Annotated in this window: 19 protein-coding genes; 8 read left to right on the top strand and 11 right to left on the bottom strand. The window is 68.9% G+C overall.

All coding sequences use genetic code 11. The features are described from left to right. Positions 1–161 precede the first annotated feature (161 nt). The 6 genes from AB0F51_RS28900 to AB0F51_RS28875 all read right to left on the bottom strand — a co-directional run bounded on the left by AB0F51_RS28900 (position 162) and on the right by AB0F51_RS28875 (position 4,029). A complete protein-coding gene (locus AB0F51_RS28900; RefSeq protein WP_360284961.1) occupies positions 162–659 on the bottom strand; it encodes a DUF501 domain-containing protein in 498 nt (165 codons plus the stop codon). After that, a complete protein-coding gene (locus tag AB0F51_RS28895; RefSeq protein WP_360285353.1) occupies positions 656–1,093 on the bottom strand; it encodes a septum formation initiator family protein in 438 nt (145 codons plus the stop codon). Before AB0F51_RS28895 ends, AB0F51_RS28900 begins: the two co-directional genes overlap by 4 nt. A 192-nt stretch (positions 1,094–1,285) precedes the next feature. Further along, entirely contained in the window at positions 1,286–2,566 is a 1,281-nt protein-coding gene (gene eno, locus AB0F51_RS28890) for a phosphopyruvate hydratase (protein ID WP_360284960.1), read from the bottom strand. A gap of 37 nt (positions 2,567–2,603) precedes the next feature. After that, entirely contained in the window at positions 2,604–3,164 is a 561-nt protein-coding gene (locus AB0F51_RS28885; protein WP_360284959.1) for an RNA 2'-phosphotransferase, read from the bottom strand. Then, on the bottom strand, positions 3,161–3,658 hold the full coding sequence (locus AB0F51_RS28880) for a LysR family transcriptional regulator substrate-binding protein (protein ID WP_360284957.1): 498 nt from the start codon (positions 3,656–3,658) through the stop codon (positions 3,161–3,163). Before AB0F51_RS28880 ends, AB0F51_RS28885 begins: the two co-directional genes overlap by 4 nt. Continuing rightward, positions 3,658–4,029: a LysR family transcriptional regulator gene (locus tag AB0F51_RS28875; protein ID WP_360284956.1), complete on the bottom strand. Its 372-nt coding sequence runs from the start codon at positions 4,027–4,029 to the stop codon at positions 3,658–3,660. Before AB0F51_RS28875 ends, AB0F51_RS28880 begins: the two co-directional genes overlap by 1 nt. A 70-nt stretch (positions 4,030–4,099) precedes the next feature. On the opposite strand from AB0F51_RS28875, the gene AB0F51_RS28870 reads away from it, so the two are divergent. Then, complete coding sequence (locus AB0F51_RS28870; protein ID WP_360284955.1) at positions 4,100–4,603, top strand: hypothetical protein; 504 nt, start codon at positions 4,100–4,102, stop codon at positions 4,601–4,603. Here AB0F51_RS28870 and AB0F51_RS28865 read toward each other — a convergent pair. The 5 genes from AB0F51_RS28865 to AB0F51_RS28845 are packed head-to-tail and all read right to left on the bottom strand — an operon-like array spanning position 4,600 to position 11,187. Further along, positions 4,600–5,583: a MazG family protein gene (locus tag AB0F51_RS28865; protein ID WP_360284954.1), complete on the bottom strand. Its 984-nt coding sequence runs from the start codon at positions 5,581–5,583 to the stop codon at positions 4,600–4,602. The genes AB0F51_RS28870 and AB0F51_RS28865 overlap by 4 nt on opposite strands. 3 nt (positions 5,584–5,586) lie before the next feature. After that, complete coding sequence (locus tag AB0F51_RS28860; RefSeq protein ID WP_360284953.1) at positions 5,587–6,252, bottom strand: hypothetical protein; 666 nt, start codon at positions 6,250–6,252, stop codon at positions 5,587–5,589. Between the two features lie 29 nt (positions 6,253–6,281). Next, positions 6,282–9,908 carry a transcription-repair coupling factor gene (gene mfd, locus AB0F51_RS28855; protein ID WP_360284952.1) on the bottom strand — a complete coding sequence of 1,209 codons (3,627 nt, stop codon included), beginning with the start codon at positions 9,906–9,908 and terminating at the stop codon, positions 6,282–6,284. Positions 9,909–9,921: 13 nt separating this feature from the next. Continuing rightward, entirely contained in the window at positions 9,922–10,497 is a 576-nt protein-coding gene (gene pth / locus AB0F51_RS28850; RefSeq protein WP_360284950.1) for an aminoacyl-tRNA hydrolase, read from the bottom strand. Between the two features lie 45 nt (positions 10,498–10,542). Then, positions 10,543–11,187, bottom strand: coding sequence for a 50S ribosomal protein L25/general stress protein Ctc (locus AB0F51_RS28845; RefSeq protein WP_360284948.1), 645 nt, complete (start codon positions 11,185–11,187; stop codon positions 10,543–10,545). A gap of 373 nt (positions 11,188–11,560) precedes the next feature. Here AB0F51_RS28845 and AB0F51_RS28840 point away from each other — a divergent pair, with 373 nt between their 5' ends. The 7 genes from AB0F51_RS28840 to AB0F51_RS28810 are packed head-to-tail and all read left to right on the top strand — an operon-like array spanning position 11,561 to position 19,026. After that, positions 11,561–13,795, top strand: a complete 2,235-nt coding sequence (locus AB0F51_RS28840) for a choice-of-anchor M domain-containing protein (RefSeq protein WP_360284947.1) — start codon at positions 11,561–11,563, stop codon at positions 13,793–13,795. After that, entirely contained in the window at positions 13,792–15,339 is a 1,548-nt protein-coding gene (locus AB0F51_RS28835; protein WP_360284946.1) for an anchored repeat ABC transporter, substrate-binding protein, read from the top strand. The genes AB0F51_RS28840 and AB0F51_RS28835 overlap by 4 nt, the downstream gene beginning before the upstream one ends. Then, on the top strand, positions 15,234–16,121 hold the full coding sequence (locus AB0F51_RS28830; RefSeq protein WP_360285351.1) for a TIGR03773 family transporter-associated surface protein: 888 nt from the start codon (positions 15,234–15,236) through the stop codon (positions 16,119–16,121). The genes AB0F51_RS28835 and AB0F51_RS28830 overlap by 106 nt, the downstream gene beginning before the upstream one ends. Next, positions 16,118–16,867: an anchored repeat-type ABC transporter ATP-binding subunit gene (locus tag AB0F51_RS28825; protein ID WP_360284945.1), complete on the top strand. Its 750-nt coding sequence runs from the start codon at positions 16,118–16,120 to the stop codon at positions 16,865–16,867. Before AB0F51_RS28830 ends, AB0F51_RS28825 begins: the two co-directional genes overlap by 4 nt. Then, positions 16,864–17,733 (top strand): anchored repeat-type ABC transporter permease subunit, encoded by an 870-nt coding sequence (locus AB0F51_RS28820; protein WP_360284943.1) that lies wholly within the window; start codon positions 16,864–16,866, stop codon positions 17,731–17,733. The genes AB0F51_RS28825 and AB0F51_RS28820 overlap by 4 nt, the downstream gene beginning before the upstream one ends. A 10-nt stretch (positions 17,734–17,743) precedes the next feature. Then, positions 17,744–18,391, top strand: coding sequence for a choice-of-anchor M domain-containing protein (locus tag AB0F51_RS28815; RefSeq protein WP_360284942.1), 648 nt, complete (start codon positions 17,744–17,746; stop codon positions 18,389–18,391). Next, positions 18,388–19,026 (top strand): choice-of-anchor M domain-containing protein, encoded by a 639-nt coding sequence (locus AB0F51_RS28810; RefSeq protein WP_360284941.1) that lies wholly within the window; start codon positions 18,388–18,390, stop codon positions 19,024–19,026. Before AB0F51_RS28815 ends, AB0F51_RS28810 begins: the two co-directional genes overlap by 4 nt. Positions 19,027–19,116: the final 90 nt, after the last annotated feature.

Below are 19,116 nucleotides of genomic sequence, written 5' to 3'. Positions count from 1 at the left end.
CGACAGACTCAACCCCACCCCCGAGCGCATACCCCTCAGCGCCCACGCCAGACACAGCGATGTCAGGCGTGCCACCGTCCTCGCCGCGGACCTCAGCGTCTGGGTGGCCGGACGCTGCGATGTCTGGCTTGCCAGCGTCGTGAGGGTGGGCGTCGGGGGTGTTAGACACAGGGTCCTCGCCGACCCCAGTCGGGCAGCATCGCCAAGGCCTCGTCGCCCAGCGGGTTCACGCCGGGACCTGCGGCCAGCGAGTGACCGACCAGGACATGCAGGCACTTCACCCGCGTCGGCATCCCGCCGGCGCTGATGCCCTCAACCTCCGGTACGTCGCCCAGCGCCTTGCGCCGGCGCAGATAGTCCTCGTGCGCGGCGCGATAGCGGGCAGCGAGGTCCTCGTCCTCGCCCAGCCGCTCCGTCATCTCCTTCATCACGCCCTCCGCCTCGAGCCGGCCGATCGCCGAGGCGAGTCGCGGGCAGGTGACGTAGTACGTGGTGGGGAACGGGGTGCCGTCGGGCAGCCGGGGTTCGGTTTCGGCGACGTCGGGCAGGCCGCAGCTGCAGCGGTGCGCGATCGAGCGGATCCCGCGGGCCGGGCGGCCGAGCTGCTCGCTGACGGCCGTGGCGTCCTTGGACGCCCCGGTCTCGGGGGTGACGCTCACCTGCTGCCCTTCGGTGGTGCGGTCAGAACTGGTTTGGGGGTCGGCTTCGGAGTGGCCGGTTTCACCGGCTCCGGCGGCTTGCCCGCGCCTTCGACGCTCCCCCACAGCTTGGTGTACCAGGTCGGCTTCTCCGGGTCGTCGGCCTGCGGATCGGCCGGTCCGGCCGGCTCGGGCGGGGCGCCGATCGGCTTGCCGTCCGCGCCGATCACCCGGTAGCCGATCTCGCCCGGCATCACCCAGCCGAGCCGTTGCCGCGCCTGCGCCTTGACGTAGGCGTCGTCGTTCCAGCGCTGGACCTCGTCGCCCAGCTGGTCGACCCGCTTCTCCCGGTCGCGGATCTCCTGCTGCAGCGCGCTGATCTGCTGGTGCTGGTCGAACCAGACCCGCAGGCTCTGCGCGTACGAGACGATCAGCGCACCGAGCACGAGCAGCACGACGGCTGCCCGGCCGGTGAGGTTGCGAGAGCCCCGGGTCCGGGGTGGCCGGGCCGGGGCACTCGTCGTCCGGCGTTTCGGCTGGTTGCCGTCCCGGCGGGCAGGTGGGCGTGACGGAGTACGACTCGTCGGTCGCGAGCCTGGGCGCGCACCTGGATCCCGGCGGGAGGACATCTCAGCAGCTTACGTCGGTCAGCCCTTGAAACGAGGGAAGGCCGAGCGGCCGGCGTACCGGGCCGCGTCGTCGAGCTCCTCCTCGATCCGGAGCAGCTGGTTGTACTTCGCGGTGCGGTCGGACCGGGCCGGTGCGCCGGACTTGATCTGGCCGCAGTTGGTCGCCACCGCGAGGTCGGCGATCGTGGTGTCCTCGGTCTCGCCGGAGCGGTGGCTCATCATGCAGGTGAAGCCGCTGCGGTGGGCCAGGTCCACGGCGTCCAGCGTCTCGGTCAGCGAGCCGATCTGGTTCACCTTGACCAGCAGCGAGTTCGCCGCCTTCTCGGTGATACCGCGCTGCAGCCGCTCGACGTTGGTGACGAACAGGTCGTCGCCGACGATCTGGATCTTGTCGCCGAGCTGGGAGCTGAGGCTGATCCAGCCGGCCCAGTCCTCCTCGTTCAGCGGGTCCTCGATCGACACGATCGGGTACGACGCGACCAGATCGGTGTAGTACGCGATCATCTCGTCGGCCGACTTCTTGCCACCCTCGAAGGCGTACACGCCGTCGGTGTGGAACTCGCTCGCGGCCACGTCCATGGCCAGCGCGATGTCCTTGCCCGGCTGCAGGCCGGCCCGCTCGATCGCGACCAGGATCAGGTCCAGCGCGTCGCGGTTGCTCGGCAGGTTCGGCGCGAAGCCGCCCTCGTCGCCGAGGCCGGTGGACAGGCCCTTCTCCTTCAGCACGGCCTTCAGCGCGTGGTAGACGCCGGCGCCCTGCATGACGGCCTCGGAGTAGGTCGCCGCACCGATCGGGGCGATCATGAACTCCTGCACGTCGACGTTGCTGTCCGCGTGCGAACCGCCGTTGAGGATGTTCATCATCGGCACCGGGAGCACGTGCGCGTTCGGGCCGCCGACGTAGCGGTACAGGTCCAGACCGGCGCTCTCGGCAGCGGCCTTGGCGACCGCCAGGCTGACGCCGAGGATGGCGTTCGCGCCCAGCTTGGACTTGTTCGGCGTACCGTCCAGGTCGAGCATGGCCTGGTCGATCAGCCGCTGCTCGTGGACGTCGTAGCCGACGATCTCCTTGTCGATGTCCTCCAGAATGGCCGTGACGGCCTTCTGGACACCCTTGCCGCCGTACCGGGACTTGTCCCCGTCACGCAGCTCGACGGCCTCGAACTGGCCGGTGGAAGCGCCCGACGGCACTGCCGCCCGGGCTACGGTGTCGTCGTCGAGGAGAACCTCGACCTCGACAGTGGGGTTACCGCGCGAGTCAAGAATCTCGCGGGCGCCGACGGCCTCGATGGTGGCCACATCTACTCCCTTGTTCACACCTGATGTCACCCCGAGCCTAGCGGCCAGACCAGCCACCCCAGTGGACCGCGTCCGCCTTCAGGACTTGGGAGATCGCCACGGCAGGCACCGAGCGGACCAGGAGAACGCCGTTGGGGGCTTCGAAAACGGGCTGTCCGAGTCGCGCCGGGTCGATGCCGAGGAGCACCTCGACCCTGGATCGCCTGCCTACAGGGCTGTTCTGGGTTGGTGCGAGGTGTACGTGGGTGCGGCGGCCGGGGTGCAGGCCGGCGGCCAGGATGAAGTCGAGGGCTGCCAGGTTGGTGCCGTGCCACAGGAGTTCGGTGGGGGTTACCTGTTGCCAGCTGTTCTCCAAAGCTTCACGGGTGACTGGCATTCCTTCGACGGAATGGCCTTGGCAGGCTCGGATCCGGTCGCCGTCCACCTGCAGGCGCGCCTTGTCGTTGTGCTCGACGGCGGCCGCGAGCGCAGTACGGTCCATTTGCAGGAGTTCGCAGACGTCTTCGATCAGGGCCCAGCCGTCGGCGGTCATCGCGAGGCCGCGCACGCCCGCGGTGTGTCTGAGCAGCCGGGACAGCTGCCGGCTCGCCTGGCTCACGAGACGTAGCGTGTCAGCAAGGTCCGCAGCGTGTCGAGACGGTCGTCGGCCGGGCGGTTGCGACGGGTGACCAGGTAGTAACGGATCTGCGGGAGGTCCTTGATCGGGATCGTGCGCACCGCGGCCGGAGTACGGACGAAGCCGTTGACCACCGCGGGCGCGATGCCCATCCGGACGAAGTGGACCAGGAGAACCCAACCTTCGGCCTCCACCGCGACGGACCAGTCGACGCCAGCGTCCAGCAGGCTGCGCTCGAGCTGCTGTCGATGCGGACGGGTCTTCGGCGGTACGACGAGCGCCTCGCCCTGGAGATCCTTCAACCGCACCGTACGCCGGTCCGCCAGCCGGTGATCAGGGCGAACCGCGAGCACCTGCGGGTACTGCGTCAGCAACTCGCAGTCGAGATCCTCCGGCGGAATCGTGAGGGCGGTGACGCCGACATCAGCCGTGCCGTCCCGTACTGCGGCGAGCGTGGCGTCCGAGTCGGTCGTCATCAGGCGCAGCCCGAGCTTGCGGCCGAGGTACCGCCGGAGGACATCGCCGATGACGTAGGGTACGCCCCGGAGCCGGCCGCGAGGACGAGCGGCCTGGGCGGCAGGACGTCGAGCGAGTCGAGGAACGCGGCGGCGCGCGACCTGGTGTCGTTGGCGAAAGCAGCAAGCTGGTCGCCGGTTGCGGTGAGCAACAGGTTGCGGCCCTGCTTCTCGTACAGCTGCTTGCCCAGCGTCTGCTCGAGCTTGCGGATCCTGGCATGCAACGCGGGCTGGCTGACGTGCAGCTCGCCGGCCGCGTGGGTGAAGTTGCGGTGCTTGGCGAAGACCGCGAACGCCTCCAGGTCCTCGGCGACCAGGCGATCCAGAATCATCACTTCAAACTATAGCTCTCAGGTCGCTTAATAGTTCTGTCGACATAGTCCGCGGCGGCACGATCGTGACATGAACAGATTGGGAATCGACATCGGCCGGGTGATCATCGACAGCCCGCCGGGCCAGGACACTGCCTTCTTCGGTGCCGACGAGGCCGCCGTACTACGCACTCCCGGCGTACCGGGCGCTTTCGAGGCGATCACCCGCTTGGTGGAACTCTTCGACGGCCAGGCCTGGCTCGTCTCCAAGTGCGGCCCACGAATCCAGCAACGCTCACTGAACTGGCTACGCCATCACGACTTCTTCCAGCGGACCGGCATCCCCGAAGCCAACGTCCGCTTCTGCCTCCGCCGCCCCGACAAGGCAATCCACTGCGCGGAGCTAGCCATCACCCACTTCATCGACGACAAACCCGACGTCCACCAAGCCCTGACCGGCCTGGTCCCCCACCGCTACCTCTTCGGCCCCCAACGCCCAATACCAACCACCCTGACCCACACCCCCGACTGGCCCTCCGCAGAAGCAGCCATCACCGCCGACCTCAGACTTCCGACGACGGGTCGCGCGGGCTAGCTGGATTCGGTGGTGCGGATTTGGGTGGCGAGGTGGTGGGTGGTGGTGCGGAGGGCTTGTTCGGGGTCTACGCCTAGGGCGCGGGCCTGGCGGACCAGGTCCAGGAGGGCGGTGCCGATGCGGGTGGCGTCGTCGGTTGCTTCTACCGCTGGGAGGTCGGCGGGGAGGACCTTGGCGGCTCGTCCCAGGACCTTGTCGGCCAGGGCCAGGGCTGGGAGGGCGAGCGGGATGCCTTCCAGGACTGAGGTGCGTTGCTTTTCGGTGGCCTTGATGGATTCCCAGTTGGCCTCGACCGCGGCCGCGTCGGCCACGGTGACGTCGGCGAAGACGTGCGGGTGGCGGCGGATCAGCTTCTCGACCAGGTCGCCGGCCACGTCGTCGATGGAGAAGCCGTCGTCGTCGGGGTCGATCTCCTCCGCGATACGGGAGTGGAAGATGGCCTGGAAGAGCAGATCGCCGAGCTCCTCGCGCAGGTGTACGTAGTCGCCCGAGTCGATCGCCTCGAGCGTCTCGTAGGTCTCCTCCAGCAGGTACTTCGCCAGGCTCTCGTGCGTCTGCTCCTGGTCCCACGGGCAGACCCGCCGGAGCCGGTCCATCACCCGGACCAGGTCGATCAGGCGAGCCCCCGGTACGTCGTACGAGCCGTGCACGATCTCGACCTCGTACTCCGGTCGCGGATCGCGGCTGAGCTCGTCGGCGATCACCCGCAACAACGCGGGCTCGCCGTCCTCACCGACCAGCCAGGCGACGTCCGAACCCTCCGACGCCGCACTCGTCAGCCAGGCCCACTGCTCGTCGACGGAGCCGACGATCTGCTGCAGGACCAGTCCGGACCCGATCAGCGCCTGGACGTCGGGCCGCTCCGGCCCGGCCGAGGCGCCGATCTGGTCGGCGTCGGTGAAGACCTGCCAGCCGGCCCGGGTCAGCAACCCGGGCGCGACCCGTGGACTGGTGAGGACGACCTTGATCGAGCCCGGCAAGGATCAGCCCTGCGGCTCGGCCGGCGGCTGCTCGGGCTGCTGTTGCTGCTGCTGCGGGTCAGGCTTCTGCGCCGCCTTGGACTGCTCGGACAGGTTCGACAGCGAGCCCGAACCCTCCTTGAGTTGCGTGCCGTCCCAGCTGCCGTAGCGCGGGGCGATGTCGACCTTGATGCTCTTCGCCGCCTCCTCGACCATCCGGGCACCCGCGGCGCTCTGCTGCTGCGCGTTGGGGTCGGTGACCACGCCGCTGCCGCCGGCGAGCTTGATCTGGCCGACCACCGCCCGTGCCGCCGCCCGGAGGAAGTCGGTGGTGACCGGGTTCGCCGCGAACTTCGGGTAGAGCGACTGGTCCACGACGACCTTCATGGCCGGCGCGATCTCGGCGTCGCTGACCTTGATCGAGCGCTGGTCCAGCACCTGGGCGGCCAGTTCGTTGCTGATCAGGATCTTCAGCACGGCCGCCGGGGCGATCTGCTGCTCGTTGCCGAGCGCGCTCTGGATCGCGGTGGTGCTCTTGTCCAGGTCGCCGACGCTGATCTCCTTGTCGCCGATCCTCGCCGCCGCGCCCGGGTAGGTGCCCGCCGCGCAACCGCCGAGCAGCAGGACCGAGGCCAGCGCCAGGCCACCTACCCGCAGCTTGGCCGCCCGAAGCCGTCGCGAAGTGCTCACCGAATCTCCTCGCATCTTCCAGTTCTTGGTCATACCGACGCGCCGACCGGTTCGGCGATCACGTCGTCGATCAGTCTGGTGCACCACTGCAGCAGCTCCTGGTCACGAAGCGGCTGACCGGCGACCGGCCGGGTGGCAGGTCTCGGCACCAGGATCGTACGCAGTTGCGGCTTGACCAGACTCTTCGGGTACAGCCTGTTGAGCCGCAGTACCTTCGAATCGGGCAGCTCGACCGGTCCGAACCTGATCAGATTGCCTTGCAGAGTGACGTCGTGCAGCCCGGCCCGGCGGGCGTGGTTGCGGAACTTCGCCACCTCGATCAGGTTCAGCACCGGCTGCGGGATGTCGCCGTACCGGTCGTGCAGTTCCTCGACCAGCTCCGCGATGCCGTCCTCGTCCCGTACTGCTGCCAGCCGCTGGTACATCTCCAGCCGCAGGCGCTGCGACGGCACGTAGTCGTGCGGCAGGTGCGCGTCGATCGGCAGCTCGATCTTGACCTCGGGCTCGTCGGCCTGGGTGTCGCCCCGGTACTCCGCGACCGCCTCGCCGACCAGCCGGACGTACAGATCGAACCCGACATCCGCGATGTGCCCGGACTGCTCGCCGCCGAGCAGGTTGCCGGCGCCGCGGATCTCGAGGTCCTTCATCGCGACCTGCATACCGGCGCCCAGGTCGGCGTGCTGCGCGATGGTGGCCAGCCGGTCGTGCGCCGTCTCGGTCAGCGGCTTCTCCGGCGGGAAGAAGAAGTACGCGTAGGCCCGCTCCCGGCCGCGGCCGACCCGGCCCCGCAGCTGGTGCAGCTGGGACAGGCCGAGCAGGTCGGCACGCTCGACGATCAGCGTGTTCGCGTTCGAGATGTCGATCCCGGACTCGACGATCGTCGTACAGACGATGACGTCGGACTCCTTCTCCCAGAAGCCCTGGATGACCTGCTCGAGCTGGTGCTCCGGCATCTGCCCGTGGGCGACGCTGACCCGGGCTTCCGGCACCAGCTGGCGGATCCGGGCGGCCGCCTTCTCGATCGTGTTCACCCGGTTGTGGACGAAGAAGACCTGACCCTCGCGAAGCAGCTCGCGCCGGATCGCGGCGGTCACCTGACCTTCTTCGTAGGCACCGACGAAGGTCAGTACCGGGTGCCGCTCCTCCGGCGGAGTCGCGATCGTGGACATCTCGCGGATGCCGGTGATCGACATCTCCAGCGTGCGCGGGATCGGCGTCGCGGACATCGTCAGCACGTCGACCGCGGTCCGGAGCTGCTTGAGCTGCTCCTTGTGCTCGACCCCGAAGCGCTGCTCCTCGTCCACCACGACCAGGCCGAGATCCTTGAACTGGACCTCCCCGCCGAGCAGGCGGTGCGTCCCGATCACCACGTCCACCGAGCCGTCGGCCAGCCCGTCGAGAGTCGCCTTGGACTCCTTGTCGGTCTGGAACCGCGACAACGGCGCGACGTTCACCGGAAACGCGGCGTACCGCTCGGCGAAGGTCGCGTAGTGCTGCTGGACCAGCAGCGTGGTCGGAACCAGTACTGCGACCTGCTTGCCGTCCTGCACCGCCTTGAACGCGGCACGGACCGCGATCTCCGTCTTGCCGTAGCCGACGTCACCGCAGACGATCCGGTCCATCGGGGTGACGCGTTCCATGTCGGCCTTGACGTCGTCGATGGTGGCCAGCTGGTCGGGCGTCTCCACGAACGGGAACGCGTCCTCCAGCTCACGCTGCCACGGGGTGTCCTTGGCGAAGGCGTGTCCCTTGGTCGCTTGGCGCGCGGCGTACAGCTTGATCAGCTCGCCGGCGATCTGGCGGACCGCCTTGCGGGCGCGGCCCTTGCGCTTGGCCCAGTCGCCGCCGCCCATCTTGTCCAGCGTGGGCTGCTCGCCGCCGACGTACCGGGTGACCTGGTCGAGCTGGTCGGTCGGCACGTACAGCCGGTCGCCCGGCTGGCCGCGTTTGCTCGGCGCGAACTCGATGACGATGTACTCGCGGGTGGCCTTCTGCGCACCCGTGCCGACGGTGCGTTGCAGCATCTCGGCGTACCGGCCGACACCGTGCTGTTCGTGCACGACATAGTCGCCGGGCGCGAGCTCCAGCGGGTCGACCGTCTTCTTGCGCCGGCTCGGCATCCGTTGCTGGGAACGCCGTTCGGCCGCCGAACGCTGACCGGCAAGGTCGTTCTCGGTCAGTACCGCGAACTTGATGCCTTCGGCAATGAAGCCGCGTTCGAGCTGGCCCTGCGAGATCTGCACAACACCCGTCGGCGGGATCTCGTCGATGCTGTCGACGATTCGCGCGGGCAGTTCGGCCTCGGAGAACACCTCAGCCAGGCGTTGCGCCGGACCGTGTCCCTCGGTGACGCAGACGACGCGCCAGCCATCACGCAGCCAGCCGCGCACATCCTCGACGGCAGCAGCCGTCTCGCCGCGGTACGGGTCGACCTCGTTGACCGCGATCGCGCGGCTGCGGACCGCGCCGGCATCGGTGTCGATGTCGACAGAGATGCGCTCGCCCATCGAGTCGCGCAGGTCGGTCGGCGCGTCGGTCGGGGCCGCCGCGAACGGCGACATGCTCCACCAGGCAAGGCCCTTGCTCAATGCGTGCGCCCGGACGTCGGCCAGCGAGATGTACGCCGCCGCGCCCAGGTCGATCGGCGCCTGGCCACCACCGGCAGCGGCCGCCCAGGACGCCTCCAGGAACTCCTGGCTGGTGGCGACCAGATCGTGCGCACGGGCCCGGACCCGCTCGGGGTCGCTGACGACGACGTGGGTGCCGGCCGGCATCAGGTCGACCAGCAACTCCATGTGGTCGACCAGGACGGGCGCGAGCGACTCCATCCCCTCGACCGCATGCCCCTCGGCAAGCTTCTCGAACAGCTCGGACAGCTCCGGGTGTTCCTTGGCCAGTACTGCGGCCCGCGAGCGCACCTCGTCGGTGAGCAGCAGTTCGCGGCAGGGCGGGGCCCACAGGCCGTGCTGGGCGATCTCGAGCGACCGCTGGTCGGCGACCGCGAAGTACCGGATCTCCTCCACGTCGTCACCGAAGAAGTCCACCCGCAGCGGGTGTTCCTCGGTCGGCGGGAAGACGTCGATGATGCCGCCGCGGACCGCGAACTCGCCGCGTCGCTCGACCAGATCGACCCGGTGGTACGCCGCCGCGGAGAGCCGCTCGGTGACGTCCTCGAGCTCGACGGAGTCGCCGACGTGCAACTGGACCGGCCGGAGATCGGCCAGCCCGGCGACCTGCGGCTGCAGCACGGACCGGACCGGCGCGACCAGGATCTTGATCGGCCCGGTCGTCTCGTCCGACGGGTCGGGGTGCGCGAGCCTGCGCAGTACTGCGAGCCGGCGGCCGACCGTGTCGGACCGGGGCGACAGGCGCTCGTGCGGGAGGGTCTCCCAGGCCGGGTAGTAGGCGACCGTGCCGGGCTCGACCAGGCACTGCAGCGCCTCGGTGAGCTCCTCGGCCTCGCGGAAGGTCGCGGTCACGGCGAGGACGGGACGGTCCGCGCCACGGGCAGCGGCGAGGGCAGCCATCAGGACCGGGCGGACCGGCCCGGGAGCGCTCAGGTCGAGGGTCGTGACGCCGTCCGTGCGGGCGTCACGCACCGCCTCGGCCACCACCGGATCGGTGATCAGGGTGTCGACCAGACCGGCCAGTTTCACGAGTTGTCCATCACTACGAGTTATACCGTCCTTGGGTCACTTCTAGGCCATCCGTCAGCAGGGACTCGACGGCGTCGGCGGTCCGGTCGACCGCGAACGGGAGATCCTTGCGTTCGGCTGAGGAGAACTCGTTCAGCACGAAGTCGGCGGGGTTCTGCCGGCCGGGCGGACGACCCACCCCGAACCGGACCCGATAGTAGTCGCCGGTACCGACAGACTTCCGGATCGACTTGAGTCCGTTGTGGCCGTTGTCGCCGCCGCCGAACTTGGCCCGGAGGACGCCGAAGTCGATGTCCAGCTCGTCGTGCAGCACGACCAGGTTGGCCGGCTCCACCTTGAAGAACTTCAGCAGCCCGGAGACCGGGCCGCCCGACTCGTTCATGTACGACCGGGGCTTGGCCAGGATCGTCCGGATACCGCTGATCCTGGTCTCGACCACTTCGGCCTTGGCCTGCTTGTGCTGCTTGAAGGTGCCGCCGGCCCGGGAAGCCAGCTCGTCGGCCACCATCTGGCCGACGTTGTGCCGGGTCTTGGCATAGGAAGGGCCGGGATTCCCCAGCCCGACGACCAACCACACGTCGTCCGCCACGGATCCCGGCCCTCCTGTCGAAACTCTGTGCCTTGCGGCCCGCTACTAGGAGCCGGCGGCGACCGTCTCGTTCGAGGCGGCCTCCGGCTCGTCGCGCTCGATGCCGGCCTCGGCCTCGGCTTCGGCCATCTCGGCCTCGGCCTGCGCGGCGGTCTGGGCCGCGGTGACGTTCACGATCAGGGTGTCCGGCTCGACGGCCAGCGTCGTACCGGCCGGCAGCTGCAGGTCGGACGCGTGGATCTGCGCGCCGGCCTCGAGGCCCTCGACGGAGACGGTGACGCCGTCCGGAATGTGGGTCGCCTCGGCCTCGACCAGGACGGTGGCGTTCTCCAGCACGACCAGGGTCTCGGAGACGGCCTCGCCCTCGATGTGCACGGCGATGTCGACCTGGACCTTCTCGCCACGCTTCACGATCACCAGGTCGACGTGCTCGATGGTGTTCTTGATCGGGTCACGCTGGACCTGCTTGGGCAGCGCGAGCAGGCTGTCGGAGCCCTCGACCTCGATCAGCAGCAGCGCGTTGGCGGTCTTCAGCGCCAGCATCGTGTCGTGACCGGGCAGGGTGATGTGCACCGGGTCCGTGCCGTGACCGTAGAGAACGGCGGGCACCTTGTGGTCCCGGCGGATACGGCGGGCAGCACCCTTGCCGAACTCCGTGCGCGACTCGGCTTGGATCTTGACCTCGGCCACGAGATGAACTCCTCAAGTGCGTTGCGGTGATGTGTTGTCAGGTGGTCCTGCAGAGCTGCTGGCCTCAGCGGGCACGTCTTGACTCCGGAAGGCGTCAGGCAACGAACCACCGCGTCGATCACGGAGCCGCGCCCGACAGTTCACGGGTGAGCGTGACTGCGTCCGGGGGGCGTCCCTCGCCGAGGCAACCAAAACAGTCTACCCACGTGTTCGCCCAGACGAGAAATCCGCTGCGGGGGTGATTTTCGCGGTCCGGGCCGGCGGCGACTTTCGGGCGGGGTGGAGCGGAGTTTCGATCGGGCTTACTGAAAATGGTTGTCAAGTCAGATACAGTCCTGCTGCTCGCTGCCAACCGAACCCTGGGGGGACCCCGGTGACCGCCGCTCACCAACGCTTCAGCCCTGCCCTGCCTACTTCCAGCCCGCCCGACAGCACCCGGCGCCGTTCCGTTCTGCGGAGCTCGGCCGCCGCTGGGTTCGCGTTGGCGTTGGCACTGGCCGTGGCGTTCCTGCCGTTGCGCTCGTACGCCGAAGCGCCGCCCGAGGTGCTGCAGGCGGTCCACACCGACGTCCTGCACACGACGTACGACGGCACGGCGCTGCGACTCAACACGCGGATCGGACTGGGTGACTACCGCGAGGCGGACCCGGCCGGGCTGATCTTCAACCTGGAGGACAAGGCGTCGGCCCGGGTGGAACTCCCCGACCTGCCGGCCTTCGCGTTCCTCGGCAAGCCGGGCGACTCGGTGTGGATCGCACCGGAGGCGCAGGACCCCGAGCTGATCTGGCCGGGCTGGGACACCGAGACGATCGCCCCCGGCGTACTGGCCGATGACGCGGTCGACCTGACGCTGGTGTCGGCCACCGGACCTGGCAACGTCGAAGTCTTCTTCAACTACAGCGAGTTCACTGGCGTGGCGCAGAGAGTGTTCAGCTCGGCCGACCCCACGCTCCGCGTCTACCGCCAGCAGGTCGGCAGCCACGTCCACGCCAACTGGTCGTTCTCCCAGCTGGGCACCTACACCCTCACCTTCCAGGCAACCGCCACCACCACAACCGGCACCCCACTCAGTTCAGGTCCGATCAACTACACCTTCGTAGTAGGCCCCTACACCCCACCAACCACCACCCCGCCCACCAGCACTCCTCCGGCGACCCCGCCCACCAGCACTCCCCCAACCACCCCACCCGTGACCCCGCCGACAGGCACCACCCCACCGACAACGCCCCCACCCACCACACCCCCAACGACGCCGCCGCCGCCGACCACCCCGACTCCCCCACCCACCAGCCCGACCACCCCGCCGGGGCCGACGCCGACCACCCCGCCGACGCCAACCACAACCCCGTCACCAACGCCCACGCCAACCCACCCGCCGACCTCGCCCACCGCTCCTTCTGGCGGGCAATCGGATGACAACTCAAGCGATACCCCGCCAAATACCAACCCGACCAGCACGCCCTCGGGCAACCTCCCACCCTGCATCACCACCCCACCGCCGGCCCCCACCACGACCGCCCCCAGCGGCACCACCTCCACCAGCACCCCGAACCAACCCGGCGGCACCACGTCTTCTCCCGGCGGCACCACCTCCCCCGGCACAACCCCCAGCACCACCACCCCGCCCAACCCACCAGGCACCGACCCAACCCGAGTAACCCTCTCCAACGGCCACGCCGACTACGCAGTACGCCTAGAAGCCGGCAAGCTGACCTCCCGGGTCAAGGACGGCACCAAGCCCGGCACCCCGGTCTGGCGCGATCCCTCCAAGGTGACCATTCGCCTGACCGCCGCAGCCGCCACCCGAGCACCGGGCGGAGCGTTCGCGTTCCTGGGTCCGGAAGGGTCGCCGCTCTGGCAGATCCCGCAGACGCAGAAGGCCGGCGTCATCTGGCTCGGCTGGAACACCGAGGAGCTCACCCCCGGCCAGCTCACGGCCGGCGTGGAATGGCGTCTCGACCGAGTAACCGGACCAGGCAACTTCGCCGTCTTCGAGTTCGACTCGTTCGGCCGCCCGAAGATCATCTTCAACAGCGGTGACGGCCTGCCCGACACCTACCGGATCCCGCTGGGCACGCACGCCCACGGCAACTGGTCCTTCACCAAACCAGGCACCTACCAGGCGACCTTCACCCACACCGCAACCCTCACCACCGGAGCCACCTCCACCACCACCTCAACCCTCACCTTCGTAGTAACCACCACCTCCAACGCCCCCGGCGGCGCCGCCTACCCCGCCGTAGCGAGTGGAGCGACCTCAACCGGCGGCGCCGGAGCGGGGCGTGGCGCCGCGTACGCAGCGGTCGACGCAAGTGCACGCAGTGCTGGCTCGGCGGTCCGGGCACCTGCCGCTGTCGCCTTCGGCGGTGGAGGTGCGCAGAGCGCACGCATGCCTGCCGCGGATGCTGGTGCGCAGGGCGCACGCATGGTCTCCACAGCTGCTGGTGCGGAGGGTGTGGTCGCCGGTGGTGGGCCTCGGCCTGGGGTGGATTGTCGGTTGGCTTCTACTGGGGGTGAGATCGGGGCCGGGTGGGTTGCCGGTGGGACTGCGTTGGTACTGATCGGTGTTGTCGTGCTGGTTGCGACCCGCCGCCGGAGTGACGCGTGAGGCGCGGCAGGCGGGTGACCGCCGCGGCGCTGGCGTTCGTAGTACTGGCTGCCAGTGGGTGTTCCGGAGTTGCTGCCGGTAGCGGCGGGAAGCTCAACGTCGTCGCGACCACCGAGATCCTGGCCGATCTCGCCCAGCGCGTGGGTGGCGACCGAGTGGAGGCGTCGTCGCTGGTACCGGCCGGCGGTGACCCGCATTCCTACGAGCCAACGCCAGCGGATGCCAAGCGGGTCGCCAAGGCCGACGTCACCTTCACCAACCATCTCCTGCTGGAACCGCAGTCGCTGATCAAGACGATCGACGCGAACGCCCCCAAGGACTCCCCCAACGTCTCGCTCGCCGAGGCGGCCGAGTCGTACGGCGCCCACGTGATCCCACTCGTCGAGGACATCGGCCTGGACGTGCTCTGGCTCGGCCTGCGTGTCCGCGGCACCGGCAAAGCGCGCGGCGCCACCCGTACGTCGTCCGTCCAGCTCACCGCCACCAAGGTCGTCGGCCCCGGCAAACTCGTCGCCTACCTGACCGAGTCGCTCGGCCAGCCCGACGTGTACTTCGACTCCGACGGCGCGGCGGAGAGCATGACGCTGCCACCCGCCGCGCACACCCACCTCAACTGGGCCTTCACCAAACCCGGCGTCTACCACCTCACCCTCGAGGGCAAGCTCGACGTCGGCGACGGCAAACCCCCGCAACCGCTGGGCAGCGGCACCTTCACCTTCGCCGTCGGAGTCGAACCACACCAGGTCCGGCCGGCCGACGGCGGCCCGGCGACCGTCCTGGACGACGGCCACACCGACCTCACCGTCGATCTCGACTCCGGCCAGGTCTACGCGTACTCCGATGCGAAGCAGCCAGGCGAAGCTCAAACCGTCGTACCAGCGGCGCGAGTCGTCATCGACGTCCCGGGCAAGGCGCTCGAGACCGTGCCGGACGATCCGCGATTCGCCTTCCTCGGCAAGGCGGGAGCGCAGATCCACCAACTCCCGCAGGCGGTGCTCGGCAAGCACGTGCACGGCGAGATCGACCCGCACCTGTGGGAAGACGTCGCGAACGTGAAGGCGTACGTGCAATTGATGCGGGACACGTTGGTCAAAGTCGATCCGGAGGGCGCTGACACCTACCGAAGCAACAGCGACGCGTATCTGCGGGAGCTCGACGACCTCGACTCCTACGTCCGGACCCAGTTGGCGAAGATCCCGGCGGCCCGGCGGCAGTTGATCACCACGCACGACGCGTTCGGGTACCTGGCGTCGGCGTACGGGATGAAGGTGGCCGGGTTCGTCGTACCGAATCCGGCGCAGGAGCCGAGTGTCGACCAGGTCCGCAAGCTGTCCGAGACCATCCGCAACCTCAAGGTGCCCGCCGTCTTCATCGAGCCGAACCTGGCGCAGCGCGCGTCCGTGCTGACCCAGGTTGCCCACGACAACGGTGTCCGCGTCTGCTCGATCTACGGCGACTCGTTCGACGAGAAGGCCAAGACCTACCTCGCGATGATGCGGCACAACGCCGACGAACTGCTGCTCTGCCTGGGGGATCCGAAATGAGGCTACTGCTCGCGCTTTTGTTGCCAGTGGCAATTGTTCCGCCGCCGCCGACCGAACAGGTGGTGATCGCCACCGGCCACGTCGACATCGGGCCGCGGTTCGTGGACGGCAAGTGGACGATCCAGTTGCGCGACGACACCGGTGACCCGACGGTCTGGCGGCCTCTGGAGAACGTCGTCGTCCAGGCGAGTGACAAGGCGGAACTGGCGGTGCCGGCCGATCCGTCGTACGAGTTCCTCGGCAAGCCGGGGGCGAAGGTGTGGGTGATCCCGCAGGTGCAGCAGGACGGCGTGGTCTGGCCCGGCTGGAACACGCAGGACACCGAGGTGGCGAAGCGGGTCGATCGCGAGGTGACCTGGTCGCTGGAAGGCGTCGACGGGCCGGGCACCTTCACGCTGTTCCTGAACTCGGACTTCGGCAAGCCGTCCCCGGTCTTCGACAGCCGCAAGCCGTTCCCGCAGCAGACCGGCGTCGACGTCAACACCCACGTGCACGGCAACTGGACCTTCTCGGCGCCCGGCACCTATCTGCTCGACATCGCGATGACCGCCAAACTCACCGACGGCACCACCGTCACCGACCGCCGCCCTTTACGCCTGTACGCCGGCCCCGGCAACCCCCGAGAAGCCTTCAAACCCACAACCCAAGCCGCGGGCGAGGCGGCACCGACCGCTGAGCAGAAGTCCGATGAAGGAGTCCCTTGGCCATGGATCGGCGGCTCCGCCGCGCTCCTCGCTCTTCTTGCAGTGACCTTCATCGTGATCCGCCGGAGGCGAGCATGAAAACCGTACTGCGGGTTGCTGGGGTTGGGGTGGAGCTTGGTGGGCGGCGGGTGTTGCGTGGCGTGGATTTGGTTGTTGAGCACGGTGAGCAGGTTGGGTTGATCGGGCCTAATGGGGCCGGCAAGACGACTTTGTTGCGGGCTTTGCTTGGGCTTTTGCCGGTGAAGGACGGCAGCATCGTCGTCGACGGGCAGTCGCCGCGGGAGGCTCGCGGGCGGATCGGCTATGTGCCGCAGCGGCACGAGTTCGTCTGGGACTACCCGGTCGACGTCCGGACCGCCGTGATGACTGGCCGGACGCATCGGATCGGCTGGCTGCGAAGGCCCGGCAAAGACGACCACGCAGCTGTCGCCGAAGCGCTGGAGCGGGTCGACCTGACCGACCTGCAGCGCCGGCCGATCGGCGAGTTGTCCGGCGGGCAGCGCCAACGCGTCCTGGTCGCGCGCGCCCTCGCACTCCGCCCGAACCTTCTCCTGCTGGACGAGCCGTTCACGGGCCTCGACGTACCGACGCAGGAGATTCTCACCCGGCTGTTCCGCACGCTCACCAGTGAAGGCACCGCGATTCTGATGACCACGCACGACCTGCCGGCCGCCGCCGATACCTGTGGCCGGCTCTGCCTGCTGAACGAGACCGTGATCGCCGACGGATCACCCGAGGAACTGCGAGATCCCGCCATCTGGCTGCGGGCCTTCGGCGTCGCGCGGTCCGAGCAGCTGCTGCACACGCTCGGGGTGACCCGATGATCGAGTTCTTCGTCGAGCCGTGGCAGCACGTCTTCATGCAACGCGCGTTCCTCGTCGTACTGATGTCCGGCGTGGTCTGCGGAGTGATCGGCAGCCACGTGGCGCTGCGCGGGATGGCGTTCATCGGCGACGCGGTGGCGCACGCGGTCTTCCCCGGTATCGCGATCGCCTTCGTCCTGCAGACCAGCCTGGTGGCCGGCGGCATCGTTGCCGGGCTCATCACCGCCTTCTCGATCGCGGTGGTCTCGCAGAATCGCCGGCTCAAGGAGGACACCGTGATCGGCGTGTTCTTCGCGGCGGCGTTCGGCCTCGGCATCGTGGTGATGAGCACCGCCCCCGGGTACGGCGGATCGCTGGAGTCGTTCCTGTTCGGCTCGGTCCTCGGGATCAGTGACGGTGACGTCGTCACGGTCGCGGTCGCGGGTGCCGTCCTGCTGCTGGTCAGTGCGGCGTTCCACAAGGAGTTCGTCACCGTCGGGCTCGACCGGGAGACCGCGCGCTCGGTCGGACTGCCGATCTTCTGGCTGGACATGGCCCTGTACGCGATGGTGACGATCGCGATCGTCATCTCGATCCAGGCCGTCGGCAACATCCTGGTGCTGGCGCTGCTGATCACCCCGGCCGCCTGCGCCCGGCTGCTCACCGACCGGATCGTCGCGATGATGCTGATCGCTCCGCTGATCGGCGCGTTCTCCGGCCTGACCGGCCTGTACCTGTCCTACGCGTTCAACCTCGCCGCCGGCGGGTTGATCGTGCTGACGGCGACCGCCGTCTTCCTGGCCTGCTGGGTGTTCGCGCCCCGGCACGGTCTCCTCCGCCACCGTCGCCGCTCCGCTGCGACGGCTGTTGTCCCCGCCCGAGTGTGAAAGGAAAGTCATGCGCAAACTCCACCGCGTGGCGCTGCCTGCCGTAGCAGTGTTCGCGCTCTCCGGCCTGGCCCTGCCGGCCGACGCCGCCACTTCCAGGGTCGTGCTCGACCAGGGTCACGTCGACGTGATCGGGATCGCCTTCGAGGACGGCGCCTTCAACGTGCACGTGCACGACGACGAGCACGACATCGAGTACACGCCGACGCAGGTCCAGCTGGTCGCCAAGCCCGGCTCCGAGGTCGCCGTACCCGCCGACCCGCAGTACAGCTTCCTCGGTACGCCGGGCGCCCGCGCCTGGGTGCTGCCCCAGGTGCAGGACCCCGAGCTGCTCTGGCCCGGGATCGGCTCCGAGGAGGTCGCGGCCGGCGTCTTCACCAACGACTCGCTGAAGGTCGACGTCGTCGGGGTCAGCGGCCCGGGTGATCTGAGCATCTTCACCACCGACGCCTTCGGCGCTCCGACCGTCCTGGTCGACAGCGGCAACGGTTTGCCCGACCGGATCAACACCTCGGCCGGCGGTCACCTGCACGCCAACTGGGCGTTCGAGGCGGCCGGCACCTACCAGGTGAAGGTGCGGGTCAGCGGAACGCTGGCAGCGACCGGCCAGCGGGTCAGCTCGGCCATCGCCACCTACTGCTTCAAGGTCGGCCAGTGAAGGCCCGGGTGCTGGCCGGCGCTGCCACCGCCGCAGTGCTCACCATGCTCCAGGTCCTGCCGGCCCACGCTCTCACCACCATCTCCCAGGGTCACGTCGACGCCGTGGACGTCGACTGGACCGGCTCCGCACTCACCCTCGACCTCCGCGACGCCACGGTCAACCCGGCGGTCGACCGGGCCCCGGCGGACGTAGTACTGAATGCTGTGTCGGCCAGCAAGACCACGGTGCCGTCGGGATCGGCGTACGCGTTCCTCGGTACGGCGGGCTCGCCGGTCTGGATCCTGCCGCAGACCCAGGCGAGCAACATCGTCTGGCCTGGCATCAACACCGAGGGCGTACCCAGCGGAGCGCTGCAGGGCAACAACCTCAGCGTCAAGCTGGTCTCCGTCACCGGGCCGGCGCACGTCAGCCTCTTCACCACCAACTCGTTCGGTACTCCGACGGTCTGGTACGACAGCGGCAACGGACTGCCGGACACCCGGACGTTCGCCATCAACACCCACGCCCACGCCAACTGGGCCTTCGAAGCGGCCGGCACCTACACCGTCACGTTCGAAGCCACCGGTACTACGGCCGCCGGCGCCGCGGTGACCACCGGACAGAAGACCTACACCTTCACCGTCCAGCCGTAACCAGTCCCGTCCTCTCCCGTCGTGGGGGGGGGGGGGGGGCCCCACACCAGCCCGCGGCGGGGGACCCAAACGCAGAAAAAATAGATTTAA

It is taken from the genome of Kribbella sp. NPDC023855, assembly GCF_040639475.1.
Classification (GTDB): Bacteria; Actinomycetota; Actinomycetes; order Propionibacteriales; family Kribbellaceae; genus Kribbella.
The sequence above is the reverse complement of the archived record's forward strand: the minus strand, read 5'-3'. Positions and strand labels throughout refer to the sequence as shown.